A 16,560-nucleotide genomic window follows, 5' to 3' on the forward strand; every position below is an offset into this window, starting at 1 on the left:
GGCTCCCTTTACTCTCGTACGCATGACCAGCGACGACACCGCCCGGCCCGGCCGGATCCGGTCCATCGAGACCCATGCCGAGCTGACCCCGGAGCAGACCGAGGCCGTGCTCTCCCTGCTCGCCGACGCCGCCCGTGAGGACGGGCAGCAGGCGGTGTCCGAACAGGGGCGGCTGCAGCTGCGCGGCGGGCCCCGCGAGGGCGTCTCCCATCTGCTGCTCACCGTCGGCGAACAGCTGGTCGGCTACGCCCAGCTGGAGGACACCGACCCGGTGGAGGCACCGGCCGCCGAGCTGGTCGTCCACCCCTCGTACCGCGGGCACGGGCACGGGCGGGCGCTGGGCTCGGCCCTGCTCGCCGCGTCCGGCAGGCGGCTGCGGGTCTGGGCGCACGGCGGACACGCCGCGGCGCGGCATCTCGCGCAGGTGCTGGGCCTCACGCTCTTTCGTGAACTGCGCCAGATGCGGCGGTCGTTGACGGACCTGAACCTGCCCGAGCCGGTGCTCCCGGCCGGGGTGAGCGTCCGCGCCTTCGAGCCCGGCACCGACGACGCCGCCTGGCTGGAGGTGAACGCCGCCGCCTTCGCCCACCACCCCGAGCAGGGCTCCCTCACCCAGCGCGACCTGGACGACCGCAAGGCCGAGCCGTGGTTCGACCCGGCCGGTTTCTTCCTCGCCTTCCGCGACGGGGAGCTCGTCGGCTTCCACTGGACGAAGGTCCACGCGACCGAGCGGCTCGGCGAGGTGTACGTCCTCGGGGTGCGGCCGGGGGTCCAGGGCGGCGGCCTGGGCAAGGCCCTGACGACGATCGGGCTGCGCCATCTGGAGGCGCAGGGGCTGCCGACGGCGATGCTGTACGTCGACGGCGACAACAAGGCGGCGGTGTCGGTGTACGAGCGGCTGGGGTTCGCTACGTACGAGACGGATCTGATGTACCGCACGGAGACCTGAGCCGCAGCGCCCCCGGCCCACGCCGCAGGGGTTCCGGCAGGCAGATCCCCCACAGCACCACGGCCCCCGCCAGCACTCCCGCCCACCGCTCATGGGCTACCCCCCACCGCTGGTCACCCGGCGGGACGAACAGGGCCCACTGATCCGGCAGGAGCAGGGGGGCCACGACGGCCGTGAAGAGGAGCGCCGCCGCCACCGACACTCCCGGCGCGGGGGCGTCCGTCAGACGGACGGCCGCCGCTCCCGCCGCGAGGGCCAGGACGCAGACCGCGGCCGCCTCCAGGGTGAGGTCGCCCGTGGGGGGTCGTATGTGCGAGGGGACGAGCAGCAGCGCGGCCGTCCACCACAGGGCGGTGACGGGGGTGATGAGAGCGAGCCGGACAGCGGTGCGCAGGGCTCGCCGGGTCGGCACCGTGGCCGTGGTGTGGCGGGCCGGGTCGTCCATCAGGAAGGCCAGGCCCACGGCATGGGCGAGGATCGCGCAGCGCAGCAGGACGAGGGCGAGCCAGGGGGCGGGCTCGGTGTCCGTGAGCCGGGGCACGGCGAGGATCAGCAGCCCCAGGCCGGCTCCCGCGGCGGGCGAGCGCCACGGCAGCGCACGCCCGGCGGGAAGCAGCAACTCCCGTGCCACTCGCACCTGTCCGCCCACTCGCACCTGTCCGCCCACTCGCACCTGTCCGCTCACTCGCACTTGTCCGCCGCCTTCGGCGCGGCCACCCCGAGCAGCTCCGCCACGTGCGCGGTCGTCACCTTCGGTGCCGTCAGCTCCGCCCAGTGCGCCCTGACCCGCGGGGTGATCTCACCGGCCGGCCTGCCGAGCAGCTCGCGTACGACATCGGTCTGGCCCGCGGTCATCGACATCGGGTTCGTGGGCGACAGGACGATCGCGGAGCCGGTCACGCTGTCGTCGAGTCGGACGTTGCGCAGTGAGGTCATGGGGTGGGGCAGCCGGTTCAGGGCGAGCCACATGACGGTGACCATCCGCCCGTCGCACAACGAGCCCGCCGCCTTCTCGTCGCCCGCGACCAGCACGGCGGCGACGGCGGCCGAGAACTCGGGGACGCGGTTGCCGCCCCAGGCGGTGCCGACCGTCACCTGGTGCGGGGTCGAGGACGGCTCGATGGCCGCGTCCGCGGTCAGGCCGTAGCGGGCGTCGATGCGCTGCCGTACGAGGAGGGGCTGGGTGCGGGCGGTGCCGCCGGCCGAGGACTGCACGTCGTGCACCACGTCGGCCCAGCTGTCCGTCCGTGCCGTCCAGTCCGGGAAGGCGCAGTAGGTGGAGGACCCGTGCCGCACGCACGTCTGAAGCTTCTCCGGGGACACCGAGGCCCGTTCGCGCGCCGCCCTGGTGTCCGCGCCGACCGGCGCGCACTGCAGGACGCCTCCGGTGACGGCGAGCGCCACCGCGCCCGCCGTGGCGGCCGTCAGCATCCAGCCGCGGCCGCCTCCCGCCAGCACCGCGAGCAGCGCCAGGGTCAGGGCGAGCCCGGCGAGATAGAGGGCGTGCCAGGCGGCGGGCCGGTCCAGCAGTGAGGCGGGCAGCGTCTGCGAACTCGCCTCGGTCACGACGGGCGTGAGCCAGCGCAGGCCGCGCTCGCCGTCGCCCGCGGGGAACCCTCCGGCGACGAAGAACATCAGAATCAGCACCACGGTGATCAGCGGCGCCGCGATCGGTGACGCCACCAGCCGGGCGAGCAGCACGCCCAGCGCGCCGAACAGCAGCACCGTCAGCGGTCCCACGAGCAGCTCGCCGGGCGAACCGCTGCCGACCGCGCCGGAGCGCAGCGCCGACCAGCCGAACTGGGCGAGCGTACAGACGGCGGTGAGCACGACCACCGGGACCAGGGACAGCGCGTGGGCCCCCGTGCGCCACGGCCCCGGCAGCACCAGAACGGCGAAGTGCCGCTCCGTGTCCCGCCGCTTGGCGCGCAGCACGGCCTGGTTGACGCACACCAGCACCGCGAGACCGACCAGCAGCAGGGTGCTCTGACCGGCCCGGTCGGCGTCCTGGAGGGCGGGGTAGCCGTCCTCGAAGTCCGGGGTCTGCCACACGATCCAGGCGACGTAGACCGCGAAGGCGAGCAGCACGGGCAGGCTCAGCAGCAGGCGGCGCGCCTCGAACAGGGCCAGCGCGAGGGCGGCCGACCAGGAGCTGCGGCGTCCCGTACCGTGCGTCGCGACGGGCGTCTCGTCCAGTACCGCGGTCATGCCGCCACCTCCGCGTCCGCGCCGTCCAGGGTGAGCAGGTAGCCGTCCTCCAGAGTGGGTTCGAGCAGGTCGGCGCCGTCGGGCGGGCTGCCGACGTTGCGGAAGGAACCGGTGCCGGTGCGCCAGCCCGCCTTGGCGGCCGGGTCCCGTTCGGTGCTGCTCCACACCCGTCCGGCGGCGCGTGCGGTCAGTTCGGCCGGGGTGCCGTCGAAGCGGATGCGGCCGCCCGCCATCACCAGCACGCGGTGGCAGAGCATCGCCACGTCCTCGGTCTGGTGGGTGGACAGCAGGACCGTGCGGCCCTCGCCCGCCTGCGCGATCAACTCCCGGAAGCGCATGCGCTGTTCGGGGTCGAGTCCGACGGTCGGCTCGTCCAGCACCAGAAAGCCCGGGTCGCCGACGAGCGCGGCGGCCAGCGCGACGCGCTGCCGCATCCCGCCGGACAGCTTCTTGATGCGCTTGCCGCGCACCTCGGCGAGGTCGACCTGGTCCAGGACCCGGCGCACCTCGCGGTGGCGTGCGGTCCGGTCGGTCAGCTCCTTGAGGATCGCCACATAGTCGACGAACTCGAAGGCGGTGAAGTCGGGGTGGAAGCCGGGCGTCTGCGGCAGATAGCCGAGCCCGCGCCGCAGTTCCTGCCGGCCGGCCGGTGCGGCGGGGTCGTGCCCGAGCACGGTGAAGGCGCCGCGGTCGGCGGGCACGGCCGTCGCCAGCACCCTCAACAGGGTGGTTTTTCCTGCCCCGTTGGGGCCGAGCAGCCCGGTCACGCCCTGTGTCAGCCGCAGCGACACGTCGTCGAGTGCCTGGGCCCGGCCGTAGCGCAGGCTCAGCCCCGAGGCGGAGACGGTGGGGATCATGCGGCACTCCCGGAGAAGACGTCGAAGCGGTCACGTACGAGGTAGAGCAGCCCCATGGCGAGGGCGGCCAGCGCGGCGGCGGCCCCCTGCCCGGCGGCGGTGAACGGCACGAGCGGGCCGTGGTCGCCCGCCTCGGCGAGCAGTAGCGCGAGCCAGGCCCCGCCGACCAGCGAGGGCGCGAGCACCGGCCCGAGCCGCGGGATCAGGGCGAGCCCGGTCGCGGTGAGGGCGAGGGCGGGCAGCAGCCAGGCCAGGGCGCGCAGCCCGTAGGACGGCAGGGCGAGCGTCGCCAGGCCGTTGAGGCCGATGCCGGCGACGAGCACGGCGACCGTACGGATCATCAGCAGCCGGAACCCGTGCACGGGCGAGACGACCGCCATTTCGTACGTCGGGTCGACGGCGGGCCCGTACGCCAGGGCGACCCCGGCCAGCGGCAGCAGCGGCGCGAGGGCGAGGAAGAGGGTGGGCGAGCCGGACGAGTACACCGCCCCGACGGTCGTCACCAGCAGGAACACCACCGCCGCGAGCCAGGAGCGGCGCAGCACCGAGGTGGCCGCGAGCAGCCGTGCGGTGTGGTCGGCGACCCCGAGCCGCAGCAGCAGCGACTCGAACAACCCCGGCCGGGGCGCGTCCAGTTCGGCGTCCAGCCGCGCCCAGCCCGCCTCCAGGCCGACGGGGTCGCCGGCCTCCGCGAGCCGGGTGCGGCACACGGCGCAGGCGAGCAGATGGCTGTCGGCGGACCAGAGGGCGGGCGGCGCCAGCTGGCCGCGGGCGTAGGCGGCGAGGTCCTCGGCGGCCACGTGCCAGGTGCCCCGATCGCGTTCCTGATCGCTCATGCCAGCGCCTCCCGCAGTTGCTTACGGGCCCGCATCGCCCGTGTCTTGACCGTCCCCGGCGGTATCCCGAGCAGCACGGCCGCCTCACGGGTGGTGAGCCCGTCGATGACGGTGGCCTGCAACACCGCCCGCAGCTCCGGTGAGAGCCGGACGAGGGCGCCCGCGAGGTCTCCGTGCTCCACCCCCGCGAGCACGCGTTCCTCCGCGGACGCCTCGTCCCGGTGGCGCAGCCGGGCCAGCGCCTGCCGCAGCCGCCCGCGTGCCCCGTCGCCGCGCAGCGCGTCGATCAGCCGCCGCGACCCGATCCGCCACAGCCACCCGGCCACGTCGATGTCCTGGTGGTAGCGGGCCTTGCCCCGCCAGATCGCGAGGAAGGTCTCCTGTACGACGTCGTCGACCACCCCGGGGTCGGCGCAGCGGCCGCGCAGCCGGGCGGTCAGCCAGGGGGCGTAGCGCCGGTACAGCTCCTCGAAGGCGCCGCGGTCGGCGTCCGCCGCGACGGCGCGCAGCAGCTCCCCGTCGCTTCTCGTTTCGCTCACATCACCTCATCGCTCGGCCGGGCCGATCCGGTTCACAGGATCGCCGCTTGACTTTGCCGCACCCCTGCCACCACCCTTTCACTACTCAATTAGTGAAAGGGTGGTTGTACGAGTGGTCGAGTACCGCATCGACCGGCGCTCCGGCGTCGCCACCTACGTCCAGATCGTCCAGCAGACCAAGCAGGCCCTCCGGCTGGGCCTGCTGGAACCGGGAGACCGGCTGCCCACCGCACGCGAGGTGGTCGAGGCCACCGCCATCAACCCCAACACGGTCCTGAAGGCCTACCGCGAACTGGAGCGCGAGGGCCTGGTCGAGGCCCGCCGGGGCCTGGGCACCTTCGTGCGCAGAACCCTCGGCGCGCAGCCCGCCGACTCGCCCCTGCGGGCCGAACTGGAGTCGTGGGCGCGGCGCGCGCGGGCGGCCGGACTCGACCGCGAGGACGTCGACGCCCTGTTCGGCTCCGTCCTCGACCAGCACTTCCCGACATCCGACGAGCTCTTCCCTGAGGGGGACCAGTGAGTTCCACGAGCACCACCCCGGCCGTCGCCCTGGCGGCGACCGGGCTCGGCAAGCGGTACGGCAGGAGGGCCGCCCCGGCCCTGGAGGACTGCTCCTTCCGGCTGCCCGCGGGCCGCATCAGCGCACTGGTCGGCCCCAACGGCGCGGGCAAGTCGACCCTGCTGGCCCTGGCCGCCGGGCTGCTGCAGCCCACCGCGGGCACCCTCACCGTGCTCGGCGCGGCACCGGGCGCCCTCCGCGACCGCGTGGCCTACCTCGGCCAGAACAAGCCGCTCTACCCGCAGCTGACCATCGCGGACACCCTGCGCATGGGCGCCGAGCTGAACCCGGCCCGCTGGGACGCGGCGTACGCGGCCCGCATCGTCGAGGAGGGCGCGCTGCGGCCCGGGCAGAGGATCCGCGGGCTCTCCGGCGGCCAGCGCACCCGCGTCGCCCTCGCCCTCGCGCTCGGCAAGCGGCCCGACCTGATGCTGCTCGACGAGCCGATGGCCGACCTCGACCCGCTCGCCCGCCACGAACTCATGGGCACGCTGATGGCGGACGCCGCCGAGCGCGGCACCACCGTCCTGATGTCCTCGCACATCGTCAGCGAGCTCGCCGACGTCTGCGACCACCTGCTGCTCCTGGGCGGCGGCCGGATACGGCTCGGCGGCGGCATCGACGACCTGCTCGCCGCGCACACCCTGGTCACCGGCCGTGGCACCGCCGCCGACCTCGCCCCGCACACGGTCGTCGAGTCCCGCACGGCGGGCCGCGGCCTGACCGCGCTGATCCGCCGCGAAGGCCCGGTCGACCCCGCCTGGCAGACCGAGGAACCGTCCCTGGAGGAACTCCTGCTCGCCCATCTGCGCTCCCCCGACGCCCCGGCCCTGCTCACGCCGGCCACCACCGCGGCACCCCTGGAGGTACGGGCATGAGCACCACCACCCTCACCGCCCCCGCCCCGTCCCGCCGTACGGCCACCCGCCCCCACGGCCTGGTCTGGTCGGTGCTGCGCCTGCACCGGACCGCCCTGTGGGTCTGGCTCGCCTTCGTCGTCGCCACCGCCGGCTTCCTGCTGTGGCTGACCGGTCCCGCCGCCCACGACGCCCAGCACCAGCTGGAGACGTACGGCTACGCCGGGGTCCTCGAGGCGGCCTCGTCCTCGGCGACGCTCTTCTCCTTCACCTCGGGCGCCTACAACGACCTCTTCTACGACCCCGACAACCTGATCACGCTCGGCGGCTTCGCCGTGGCGCTGTTCGCGGCCGGGCCGCTCATCGGCCGCGAACTGGAGAACGGCACCGCACAGCTCGCCTGGACGCAGTCCGTCTCCCCCGCCCGCTGGCTCGCCGCCAAACTCGCCGTACCCGCCTGCTTCCTGGTCCTCGGCAACGGCCTGCTGGCCGCGCTCTACCACCACCTGTGGAGCGCCCACAGCAATCTGCTGGTGGCCGGCATCACCCCCCGCGCCCTGTACTTCTCCCTCGGCCCGGCCACGGTCGCCGCACCCCTGCTGGGCCTGGCCCTGGGCGCGCTCATCGGCCTCACGGTGCGCCGCACGCTGCCCGCGCTCGCCCTCAGCGGGTTCGTGTACTTCCTCGTCTACGCGTTCCGCGGCAACCACTGGCCCTTCCAGGGCCGCTACACACAGCCGGTCCCGACCTCCAACAGCTGGGCGATCGACACCACCGGCGCCAAGGTCCCGGACCCGGACTGCTACCTCGACCGCGGCTGCCTGGCCAGTCACCACATCGCCCGCTTCGCCCGCGAGTACCTCCCCTCCCCCGACTACTGGCCCCGCCAGCTCCTGGAAACCGGCGTCCTACTGACCCTGACCGCACTCACCATCACCGCCGCCTTCACGGTGGTACGCCACCGCGCCGCCTGACCCACCCGGTTCCGCCCCCGTCCCTCCCCGGCCTTCCGCGCAGGGGAGGGACGCCCGTACTCCCGAAGCCGCCCCGCCCCGACCCGCACGTCCTCGCCCCACGCCACGCGACTCGACGGCGCCCCGCCCACCACCGGGACCCTCCGCCCACTCCCGCCCCCGCGACATCCGCCACCACCACCCCCGGTGCGCCGCCACACCCCGTGCCACACCCAATCCCCGCACCCCCCTCCCCGACCCTTCCGCGCGGGAGAGGGACGCCCGCACTCCCGAAGCCACCCCGTCCCGACCCGCACGTCCTCGCCCCACGCCACGCGACTCGACGGCGCCCCGCCCACCACCGGGACCCTCCGCCCACTCCCGCCCCCGCGACATCCGCCACCACCACCCCCGGTGCGCCGCCACACCCCGTGCCACACCCAATCCCCGCACCCCCCTCCCCGACCCTTCCGCGCGGGAGAGGGACGCCCGCACTCCCGAAGCCACCCCGTCCCGACCCGCACGTCCTCGCCCCACGCCGCGCGATTCGACGACGCCCCGCCCACCACCGGGACCCTCCGCCCACTCCCGCTCCCGCAACATCCGCCGCCCCCACCCCCGCTACGCCCCCACACCCCGCGACACATCCAAACCCCCGCACCCCCTCCCCAACCCTTCCGCGCAGGGCAAAGACGCCCGCACTCCCGAAGCCACCCCGTCCCGACCCGCACGTCCTCGCCCCACGCCGCGCGATTCGACGACGCCCCGCCCACCACCGGGACCCTCCGCCCACTCCCGCTCCCGCAACATCCGCCGCCCCCACCCCCGCTACGCCCCCACACCCCGCGACACATCCAAACCCCCGCACCCCCCTCCCCAACCCTTCCGCGCAGGGCAAAGACGCCCGCACCCCCCAAAGCCGCGCACGCGAACCCCCCGGGAGCCGCCCCCAGATATCCCGCACGCCATGTCGCCGTAACCAACGGTTCAGACGGACTTGCGACGCTCGGCCAATGACGCCCTCCGTGCCGAAGCCTTTGCCGCCCCCCGAGGGGACCGCGGGGAACGGGGACGCCCTCAGCGCCGCTCGCCCCGTGAATGCGCTGCCTTCCGGGGTTTCCGACGCGCCCGTATCGCCGTCGGCGCGGAAGAATGGGTTCATGAGTCAGCAAGTAGCCCAGGCACAGGCACACCCGTCTCCCGCCACCGCCCTCGGTGGCGGTCCCGTGGGCCGCGGCAGTGACGCGAACGCGCAGCCCTCCGTCGGCTCCATCGCCGCGCACCGCCCGCACACGGTGGCCGCCGCGGTGTCCGACCTGGAACCCGACCTCGACGCGGACCTCGACGCGTACGAGGAGTCGCCGTACGACGGGCCCCAGCTGCCGCAGGGCCGTTTCCTGGACCGGGAGCGCAGCTGGCTCGCGTTCAACGAGCGGGTCCTGGAGCTCGCCGAGGACCCGAACACGCCCCTGCTGGAACGGGCCAACTTCCTCGCGATCTTCGCCAGCAACCTGGACGAGTTCTTCATGGTCCGGGTGGCAGGACTCAAGCGCCGCATAGCCACCGGCGTGGCCACCCGCTCCGCGTCCGGCCTGCAGCCGCGCGAGGTGCTGGAGATGATCTGGGCCCGCTCGCGCGAGATCATGGCGCGGCACGCCGCCTGCTACCACGAGGACGTCGCCCCCGCCCTCGCGGAGGAGGGCATCCACCTGGTCCGCTGGGGCGAGCTGACGGAGAAGGAACAGGCCAGCCTGTTCACCCTCTTCCGGCACCGCATCTTCCCGGTGCTGACCCCGCTGGCCGTCGACCCCGCGCACCCCTTCCCGTACATCTCGGGTCTCTCGCTCAACCTCGCGGTCGTCGTACGCAACCCCGTCACCGGCCACCGCCACTTCGCGCGGGTGAAGGTGCCGCCGCTGCTGTCGCGCTTCCTGGAGAGCTCCCCGGGCCGCTACGTCCCCGTCGAGGACGTCATCGCCGCCCACCTGGAGGAGCTGTTCCCGGGCATGGAGGTCCTGGAGCACCACGCCTTCCGGCTCACCCGCAACGAGGACCTGGAGGTCGAGGAGGACGACGCCGAGAACCTGCTGCAGGCCCTGGAGAAGGAGCTGATGCGGCGCCGCTTCGGGCCGCCGGTGCGCCTGGAGGTCGAGGAGTCCATCGACCGCGAGGTGCTGGACCTGCTGGTGCGCGAGCTGAAGGTCAGCGAGGCCGAGGTCTACCCGCTGCCCGGCCCCCTGGACCTCACCGGCCTCTTCCGAATCGCCTCCCTGGACCGCCCGGAACTCAAGTACAAGAAGTTCATCGCCGGCGTCCACCGCGACCTGGCCGAGGTCGAGTCGGCGTCCGCGCCCGACATCTTCGCCGCGCTGCGCAGCCGGGACGTCCTGCTGCACCACCCCTACGACTCCTTCTCCACCTCCGTGCAGGCGTTCCTGGAGCAGGCGGCCAACGACCCGGACGTCCTCGCCATCAAGCAGACCCTGTACCGCACTTCGGGCGACTCCCCGATAGTCGACGCGCTCATCGACGCCGCCGAGGCCGGCAAGCAGGTCCTCGTGCTGGTCGAGATCAAGGCCCGCTTCGACGAGCACGCCAACATCAAGTGGGCGCGCAAGCTGGAGGAGGCCGGCTGCCACGTCGTCTACGGCCTGGTCGGCCTCAAGACGCACTGCAAGCTGTCCCTGGTGGTGCGTCAGGAGGGCGACACACTACGGCGCTACAGCCACGTCGGCACCGGCAACTACCACCCGAAGACGGCCCGCCTCTACGAGGACCTGGGCCTGCTGACGGCGGACCCGCAGGTCGGCGCCGACCTCTCCGACCTCTTCAACCGGCTGTCCGGATACTCCCGCCGCGAGACCTACCGCCGTCTCCTGGTCGCCCCCAAGTCCCTGCGCGACGGCCTGATCTCACGCATCAACAAGGAGGCCCAGCACCACCGCGCGGGCCGCCCGGCCTTCATCCGTATCAAGGTCAACTCGATGGTCGACGAGGCCGTCATCGACTCGCTGTACCGGGCCTCGCAGGCGGGCGTCCCGGTCGACATCTGGGTGCGCGGGATCTGCGCGATCCGCCCGGGCGTCGCGGGCCTGTCGGAGAACATCCGGGTCCGCTCGATCCTCGGCCGCTTCCTCGAACACTCCCGGGTCTTCGCCTTCGGCAACGGCGGCGAGCCCGAGGTGTGGATCGGCAGCGCCGACATGATGCACCGCAACCTCGACCGACGGATCGAGGCCCTGGTCAGGGTCACCGACCCGGCCCACCGCGCAGCCCTGAACCGGCTGCTGGAGACGGGCATGTCCGACACCACCTCCTCCTGGCACCTCGGTCCGGACGGCGACTGGGTCCGGCACGCCACGGACGCGGACGGCCAACCCCTGCGGAATGTCCAGGAGATGCTCATAGACGCCCGGAGGCGCCGGCGTGGCACAGCAACACCTTGACCCGACGGACCCCACGGCCACGCCCGTGACCGGGGAGGCCCTCGCGGGTTACCTCCGGGCCCAGGCCACGGAGTTCCTGCGCGCCCTGCGGCAGCACCGGGAAACCGGCGCCACCGCCCAGGGCGGCACGGAGGGTTCCGTCGACGCGGCGCGCGCCCTGCGCCGCTCGGTCCGCCGCATCAGCGGCAGCCTGCACACATTCCGTCCCCTGCTGGAGACGGACTGGTCGGAGGCCCTGCGCCCCGAACTGGCCTGGCTGTCGGGGACGTTGACGATGGAGCACGCCTACGAGGCCCGGCTCGAGCGGCTGCTGCTGGCGCTGCACCGGCTGTCGGGCGCCTCGGGACTCCCCGCCCAGACGGCCGCCGCCTCCGCACCACCGGCCACCGTCGGGAGCGGTCGCGCCTCCGTACTGGACGCCGCCGCGCTGCACACGGCCCACGGCGCCTCCGGACCCTCCGACGCGGCCGCGGCGGACCGCGGCAATCTGACCGTCGGCGCGGCCAAGGCGGGCGCCCTGCTGGAGCGTCAGCTCACGCTCGCCCGGACCCGCGCCCACAGCACCGCCCTGCAGGCCCTCGGTTCGAGCCGCTTCCACGCCGTCGCCGACAAGGTCGCCGTCCTGGCCAGCGAGGTCCCGCTCACCGGCGCCGCCCCCACCACCGACCTGCGCCCGCTGGCCGCCGCGGCCGAGGAACGGCTCACCGACGCCGTGGCCGCACTGCCCCTGGTCACCGCGGGCAGCCCGTACAACGCCGAGGCCCTCGTCCACGGCCTCTCCCCGGACCCTGCCCCGCACCCGCAGGACGCCCCCTGGCACCAGGTCCGGCTGCTGCTGCGCCTGCACCGCTACGCCCGCGAGGCGCTGCACGGCACCGGCGGCCCGGGCGGCCCGGTCGACGTACGCCTGCTGACCGCGGGCCAGGCCCTCGACCGCCACCGCGACGCCTCGGAGGCAGCGGCGGCAGCCGCCGCCTCGGCCCGCACCCCCCGTATCGCCCCGGCCACCGCGTACGCGCTCGGGGTGCTCCACGCCGACCAGCGGCACGAAGTGGAGGCCGCCCGCTTCGCCTTCCAGCAGTGCTGGCAGAAGCAGACGGTGCGCACGTCCTGACGATGTGAACCCTGCCGAAGGAGGCGGTGAGCCGGTGACCCACACCGACGACACCCTCATCCAGGCCGCCGGCTGCGTCCTGTGGCGCCACTCCCCGGTCGACGGCGCGCTGGAGGTCTGCCTGGTCCACCGGCCGAAGTACGACGACTGGTCCCACCCCAAGGGCAAGCTCAAGCGCGACGAGGACCCCCTCGCCGCCGCGCTGCGCGAGGTCGAGGAGGAGACGGGGTACGCCGCCGCCCCCGGAGTCGAGCTGCCGACCGTGCGCTACATGGTCAACGGCCGCCCCAAGCAGGTGCGTTACTGGGCGGCCGAGGCGCGCGAGGGCCGCTTCACGCCGAACGACGAGGTGGACCGCATCCTGTGGCTCTCCCCGGCCGCGGCCCGCAGCCGGCTGACCCAGTTCCGCGACCGCACCCTGATCGACGAGCTGCTGCCGCTGCGGACCCCGCCCCAGCCCTCGGCCGGAGTCGGCTGAAGCCGTTCAGTCCGCCGTCGACGCGTGCCCCGCGGCGTCCGTCCTGGCCTGGCTGCGGGCTCTGCGCGCCGGACCGCGCCAGCCGCAGCTGCATCGTGCGATACAGAACGGACCCTGTTCGACGGTCGTCGTGCGATGCTCCTGCTGCGCCACACCGACAACGTTACCCAGCCCCGGGTAAAGGCAGGCTCTGCGCGTGACGGCCCCCTCCACCCGTCGTTAAGCGAACCGAAGGGGACCCGCGACGGACGGACCGGCTGGGGGCAGCGATGGCTCAAGGGCAGCACAGGCGCAGGACCGTCGCGGCAGGAGTGATGGTCTGCGTCTGCATGGGCACCGGCGGCTGCTCCGGCACCGGGTCCGCCGCCGAGGACGCCCGCGCCTCCGATCCCGTCGGGACCCTGCACCGCGCCGCGGCCGCCCTGGTGGACGCGGGCACCTCGAAGGCCAGCACGTCGATGGAGATGGCCGCGGGCGGCACCCGCGTCACCATCCGCGGCCAGGGCGACTACGACTACCGCAGACGGATCGGCCGGCTGCGGGTGCAGCTCCCGCAGACCCCGACCGGCGCCCCCGAGCACCGCCCGATCACCGAACTCCTCGCGCCCGGCGCCCTGTTCATGAAGAACCGGGGCGCCGGAGTGCCCGCCGACAAATGGGTTCGGGTCGACACGGCCACCCTCTCCGACGGCAACCTGGTGACCGGCGGCGCCACCGACCCGTACACCGCGGCGGAGCTGCTGCTCGGCACGCGCACCGCGAGCTATCTGGGCCGGGCCCGGCTCGCGGGCGTCGAGGTGCGGCACTACCGCGGCACCGCGGATCTCTCGGCGGCGGCCGGGGCGGCCTCGAAGGACGTGCGGGAACCGCTGGCCGCGGCGGCGAAAGGGTTCGCCAAGGACGAGGTGCCGTTCGACGTCTACCTCGACGACCAGGGCCGGATCCGCAAGATCAGGAACCGGTTCAGCTTCGTCAACGACCGGGAGAAGGGCACCGTCGCGGTCGCCTCGACGACCCTGCTGTACGGCTTCGGCACCCGGGTCGACGTAAGGTTGCCGGCGTCCGAGGACATCTACGCAGGCAAGATCGCCGAGTAGGGGACCGTCCCCGCGGGGGACCGACGGGCGTCAAGAACTAGCCCGTCCGTGCCATGCGCGGTGCGTAGGCCGCTCCCTACTCTAGGAAGTCGGTAACGGCAGAGATGAGGTGATGCACGTGGCTCCGGTCGGCGGTACGGCAGTTCAGGACCACGTGGCTCTCGCCGAGATCGAGCTGTGCGGAGAACTGATCATCGCGGCCTCGGCCGCGGAGGAGCGGCTCAGCCTGGAGAGCATCGACGAGGTGCTGAAAGTGGCCGAGGAACGGGCCCGCGCGGGGGGCGCGGACGCCTGACCCCGGCGGCGCGGAGGGCGCGGCCGGGCCGCTGCCCGCCGCGCCTCGGTTCAGGTCCGCAGCAGCCGGCCGATCGCCTTCGTGGCCTCCTCGACCTTCGCGTCGATCTCCTCGCCGCCCTTGACGGCCGCGTCGGCGACGCAGTGCCGCAGGTGCTCCTCCAGGAGCTGCAGCGCGAAGGACTGCAGGGCCTTGGTGGAGGCGGACACCTGGGTGAGTATGTCGATGCAGTAGATGTCCTCGTCGACCATCCGCTGCAGCCCGCGGATCTGGCCCTCGATGCGGCGCAGCCGCTTGAGATGCTCGTCCTTCTGCTTGTGGTACCCGTGTGTCACGTTCTGTGTGCTGTTGTCGGAGGGCGCCGTCGCGCCGGCCTCGGTGGTCGTCATCGCGTCCTCCCACAAGACGTGCGGACATATACCCCAGGTGGGTATATGGTATCGAACTTTGCTGGGTATAGGGCCCTTGGCCGACGCCGCGACCGAAGCCTCGTACCGCCCCCGTGCCGAGCACTCTGCCCGATGGGCGACACTGGGGGACGGCCCATTAGCCGTGGCCGGATGATGCGCCTAGCATCAGCCTGACCGAAACCGAAGCACCTAGAGGACCCCACGTGCGCTTTCGTCTGACCCCCAGGGAGACGAGCTTCTACGACATGTTCGCCGCGTCCGCGGACAACATCGTCACGGGCTCGAAGCTCCTGATGGAACTGCTCGGGGCGGACACACCTGCCCGGGCCGAGATCGCAGAGCGTATGCGGGCCGCGGAACACGCAGGTGACGACGCCACGCACGCGATCTTCCACCAGCTGAACTCCTCCTTCATCACGCCGTTCGACCGCGAGGACATCTACAACCTCGCCTCGTCCCTCGACGACATCATGGACTTCATGGAGGAGGCCGTCGACCTGGTCGTCCTCTACAACGTCGAGGAGCTGCCCAAGGGCGTCGAGCAGCAGATCGAGGTGCTGGCGCGGGCGGCCGAGCTGACCGCCGAGGCCATGCCGAACCTGCGCACCATGGACAACCTCACCGAGTACTGGATCGAGGTCAACCGCCTCGAGAACCAGGCCGACCAGATCCACAGAAAGCTTCTTGCACACCTCTTCAACGGCAAGTACGAGGCCATCGAGGTGCTCAAGCTCAAGCAGATCGTGGATGTGCTGGAAGAGGCCGCGGACGCTTTCGAGCACGTGGCGAACACGGTGGAGACCATCGCCGTCAAGGAGTCCTGAGGCGTCGATGGACACCTTCGCCCTGATCGTGACCGTCGCGGTCGCGCTCTTCTTCACGTACACCAACGGCTTCCACGACTCCGCGAACGCGATCGCGACGTCCGTGTCGACCCGGGCGCTGACCCCGCGGGCCGCGCTCGCGATGGCCGCCGTGATGAACCTCGCGGGTGCCTTCCTGGGCTCCGGGGTCGCCAAGACCGTCAGCGAGGGCCTGATCGATACACCGCAGGGCTCCAAGGGGATGGGCATCCTCTTCGCGGCCCTGGTCGGCGCGATCGTCTGGAACCTGGTCACCTGGTACTTCGGCCTGCCCTCCTCGTCCTCGCACGCCCTGTTCGGCGGCATGGTGGGCGCGGCGCTGGCGGGCGGCACGGACGTCATCTGGCACGGGGTGATCGACAAGGTCGTCGTCCCGATGTTCATCTCGCCCATCGTCGGCCTGGTCGTCGGCTATCTGGTCATGACGGCGATCATGTGGCTCTTCCGCCGGTCCAACCCGCACAAGGCCAAGCGCGGCTTCCGTATCGCCCAGACGGTCTCGGCCGCGGGCATGGCGCTCGGTCATGGTCTGCAGGACGCGCAGAAGACGATGGGTGTCGTGGTGATGGCCCTGGTGATCTCCGGCCACGAGACCTACGGCGACCCGATCCCGGTCTGGGTCAAGCTGGTCTGCGCGATCATGCTGTCCCTGGGCACCTACGCCGGCGGCTGGCGCATCATGCGCACCCTGGGCCGCAAGATCATCGAGCTGGACCCGCCGCAGGGCTTCGCCGCGGAGACGACCGGCGCGTCGATCATGTTCACCACGGCCTTCATCTTCAAGGCCCCGATCTCGACGACGCACGTCATCACCTCCGCCATCATGGGCGTCGGCGCCACCAAGCGCGTCAACGCGGTCCGCTGGGGCGTCGCCAAGAACATCGTCATGGGCTGGTTCATCACCATGCCGGCGGCGGCCCTGGTCGCGGCGGCGTCGTACGCGATCGTGGACCTGGCGTTCCTGTAGCGCGGCAGCCCGGCCCGTCCGGGACCCGAGAAAAGACGACGACGGGCCCGCCCCCGGGAGCCAGGGGCGGGCCCCTCTCGTCCCCGCGGTGGCACCGCCATGCAGCACCGCGAGGCGTTCGTACCGGCGCGG

At 72.9% G+C, this 16,560-nt stretch carries 17 protein-coding genes; 11 read left to right on the forward strand and 6 right to left on the reverse strand.

All coding sequences use genetic code 11. From position 1 onward, the window contains the following. Nucleotides 1–22 precede the first annotated feature (22 nt). Nucleotides 23–949, forward strand: coding sequence for a mycothiol synthase (gene mshD / locus JYK17_RS08420; protein ID WP_108009031.1), 927 nt, complete (start codon nucleotides 23–25; stop codon nucleotides 947–949). Here mshD and JYK17_RS08425 read toward each other — a convergent pair. Genes JYK17_RS08425 through JYK17_RS08445 form a run of 5 tightly spaced genes read right to left on the reverse strand, consistent with a single transcriptional unit; the run spans nucleotide 909 to nucleotide 5,389 of the window. Next, a complete protein-coding gene (locus tag JYK17_RS08425; RefSeq protein ID WP_108009195.1) occupies nucleotides 909–1,604 on the reverse strand; it encodes an ABC transporter in 696 nt (231 codons plus the stop codon). The two genes, mshD and JYK17_RS08425, sit on opposite strands and share 41 nt — an antisense overlap. A gap of 26 nt (nucleotides 1,605–1,630) precedes the next feature. Beyond that, a complete protein-coding gene (locus JYK17_RS08430; RefSeq protein ID WP_108009033.1) occupies nucleotides 1,631–3,157 on the reverse strand; it encodes an ABC transporter permease in 1,527 nt (508 codons plus the stop codon). Continuing rightward, entirely contained in the window at nucleotides 3,154–4,014 is an 861-nt protein-coding gene (locus tag JYK17_RS08435; protein WP_108009035.1) for an ABC transporter ATP-binding protein, read from the reverse strand. The genes JYK17_RS08430 and JYK17_RS08435 overlap by 4 nt, the downstream gene beginning before the upstream one ends. Then, nucleotides 4,011–4,850, reverse strand: a complete 840-nt coding sequence (locus JYK17_RS08440) for a cupin domain-containing protein (protein ID WP_108009037.1) — start codon at nucleotides 4,848–4,850, stop codon at nucleotides 4,011–4,013. The genes JYK17_RS08435 and JYK17_RS08440 overlap by 4 nt, the downstream gene beginning before the upstream one ends. Beyond that, entirely contained in the window at nucleotides 4,847–5,389 is a 543-nt protein-coding gene (locus tag JYK17_RS08445) for an RNA polymerase sigma factor (RefSeq protein WP_108009039.1), read from the reverse strand. Before JYK17_RS08445 ends, JYK17_RS08440 begins: the two co-directional genes overlap by 4 nt. Nucleotides 5,390–5,501: 112 nt before the next feature. Between JYK17_RS08445 and JYK17_RS08450 the strand changes: the two genes are divergently transcribed. From JYK17_RS08450 to JYK17_RS08485, 8 genes are all read left to right on the forward strand, one after another. Continuing rightward, nucleotides 5,502–5,909: a GntR family transcriptional regulator gene (locus JYK17_RS08450; RefSeq protein ID WP_108009042.1), complete on the forward strand. Its 408-nt coding sequence runs from the start codon at nucleotides 5,502–5,504 to the stop codon at nucleotides 5,907–5,909. After that, nucleotides 5,906–6,826 carry an ABC transporter ATP-binding protein gene (locus JYK17_RS08455; RefSeq protein WP_222810119.1) on the forward strand — a complete coding sequence of 307 codons (921 nt, stop codon included), beginning with the start codon at nucleotides 5,906–5,908 and terminating at the stop codon, nucleotides 6,824–6,826. Before JYK17_RS08450 ends, JYK17_RS08455 begins: the two co-directional genes overlap by 4 nt. Beyond that, complete coding sequence (locus tag JYK17_RS08460; RefSeq protein ID WP_222810120.1) at nucleotides 6,823–7,779, forward strand: ABC-2 membrane transporter-related protein; 957 nt, start codon at nucleotides 6,823–6,825, stop codon at nucleotides 7,777–7,779. Before JYK17_RS08455 ends, JYK17_RS08460 begins: the two co-directional genes overlap by 4 nt. A gap of 992 nt (nucleotides 7,780–8,771) precedes the next feature. Beyond that, entirely contained in the window at nucleotides 8,772–11,204 is a 2,433-nt protein-coding gene (locus JYK17_RS08465; protein WP_222810121.1) for an RNA degradosome polyphosphate kinase, read from the forward strand. Further along, nucleotides 11,185–12,318 (forward strand): CHAD domain-containing protein, encoded by a 1,134-nt coding sequence (locus JYK17_RS08470; protein ID WP_128802304.1) that lies wholly within the window; start codon nucleotides 11,185–11,187, stop codon nucleotides 12,316–12,318. The genes JYK17_RS08465 and JYK17_RS08470 overlap by 20 nt, the downstream gene beginning before the upstream one ends. A gap of 34 nt (nucleotides 12,319–12,352) precedes the next feature. Next, nucleotides 12,353–12,796 (forward strand): NUDIX hydrolase, encoded by a 444-nt coding sequence (locus JYK17_RS08475; protein ID WP_108009052.1) that lies wholly within the window; start codon nucleotides 12,353–12,355, stop codon nucleotides 12,794–12,796. Nucleotides 12,797–13,065: 269 nt separating this feature from the next. Next, nucleotides 13,066–13,893 carry an SCO4651 family lipoprotein gene (locus JYK17_RS08480; protein WP_222810122.1) on the forward strand — a complete coding sequence of 276 codons (828 nt, stop codon included), beginning with the start codon at nucleotides 13,066–13,068 and terminating at the stop codon, nucleotides 13,891–13,893. A gap of 112 nt (nucleotides 13,894–14,005) precedes the next feature. Continuing rightward, on the forward strand, nucleotides 14,006–14,188 hold the full coding sequence (locus JYK17_RS08485; RefSeq protein ID WP_108009060.1) for a hypothetical protein: 183 nt from the start codon (nucleotides 14,006–14,008) through the stop codon (nucleotides 14,186–14,188). Between the two features lie 50 nt (nucleotides 14,189–14,238). Here the strand turns inward: JYK17_RS08485 and JYK17_RS08490 are convergent, their stop codons facing one another. Further along, nucleotides 14,239–14,577: a metal-sensitive transcriptional regulator gene (locus tag JYK17_RS08490; RefSeq protein ID WP_016436831.1), complete on the reverse strand. Its 339-nt coding sequence runs from the start codon at nucleotides 14,575–14,577 to the stop codon at nucleotides 14,239–14,241. 224 nt (nucleotides 14,578–14,801) lie between these two features. On the opposite strand from JYK17_RS08490, the gene JYK17_RS08495 reads away from it, so the two are divergent. Together JYK17_RS08495 and JYK17_RS08500 are read left to right on the forward strand one after the other, a co-directional pair. After that, nucleotides 14,802–15,422 carry a DUF47 domain-containing protein gene (locus tag JYK17_RS08495; protein WP_108009062.1) on the forward strand — a complete coding sequence of 207 codons (621 nt, stop codon included), beginning with the start codon at nucleotides 14,802–14,804 and terminating at the stop codon, nucleotides 15,420–15,422. Between the two features lie 7 nt (nucleotides 15,423–15,429). Further along, nucleotides 15,430–16,428: an inorganic phosphate transporter gene (locus tag JYK17_RS08500; protein ID WP_108009064.1), complete on the forward strand. Its 999-nt coding sequence runs from the start codon at nucleotides 15,430–15,432 to the stop codon at nucleotides 16,426–16,428. The last annotated feature ends 132 nt before the right edge of the window (nucleotides 16,429–16,560 follow it).

The sequence above is a fragment of the Streptomyces plumbidurans genome (assembly GCF_019857225.1).
In the GTDB taxonomy this organism is placed as follows: Bacteria; Actinomycetota; Actinomycetes; order Streptomycetales; family Streptomycetaceae; genus Streptomyces; species Streptomyces plumbidurans.